Annotated in this window: 1 protein-coding gene; it reads right to left on the bottom strand. The window is 64.3% G+C overall.

Features of this window, described 5'->3' with window-relative positions; translation table 11 throughout:
- A partial coding sequence (locus AF337_RS15900; protein WP_152971099.1) for an ATP-binding cassette domain-containing protein occupies window positions 1-227 on the bottom strand: 227 nt, incomplete at both ends.

Below are 227 nucleotides of genomic sequence, written 5' to 3'. Positions count from 1 at the left end.
CCATCGCCGTCCGCAGCCGGATCGCCTGGACCGCGGTGCTGTCCGGCTTCCGGTAGTCCATCCTGACCTGATCGAAGGCGATCGTGCCGGAGGCGGGCTTGGCCAGATAGTTGATGCACTTCAGCAATGTCGTCTTGCCGGTGCCGCTGGGGCCGATGATCGACACCACGTCGCCGCGGTTCACCGAGAGATCGACACCGTTCAGGACCTGGGTGTTGCCATAGGAC

This window comes from Rhizobium ecuadorense (assembly GCF_001187535.1).
Lineage (GTDB): Bacteria > Pseudomonadota > Alphaproteobacteria > Rhizobiales > Rhizobiaceae > Rhizobium > Rhizobium ecuadorense.
The sequence above is the reverse complement of the archived record's forward strand: the minus strand, read 5'-3'. Positions and strand labels throughout refer to the sequence as shown.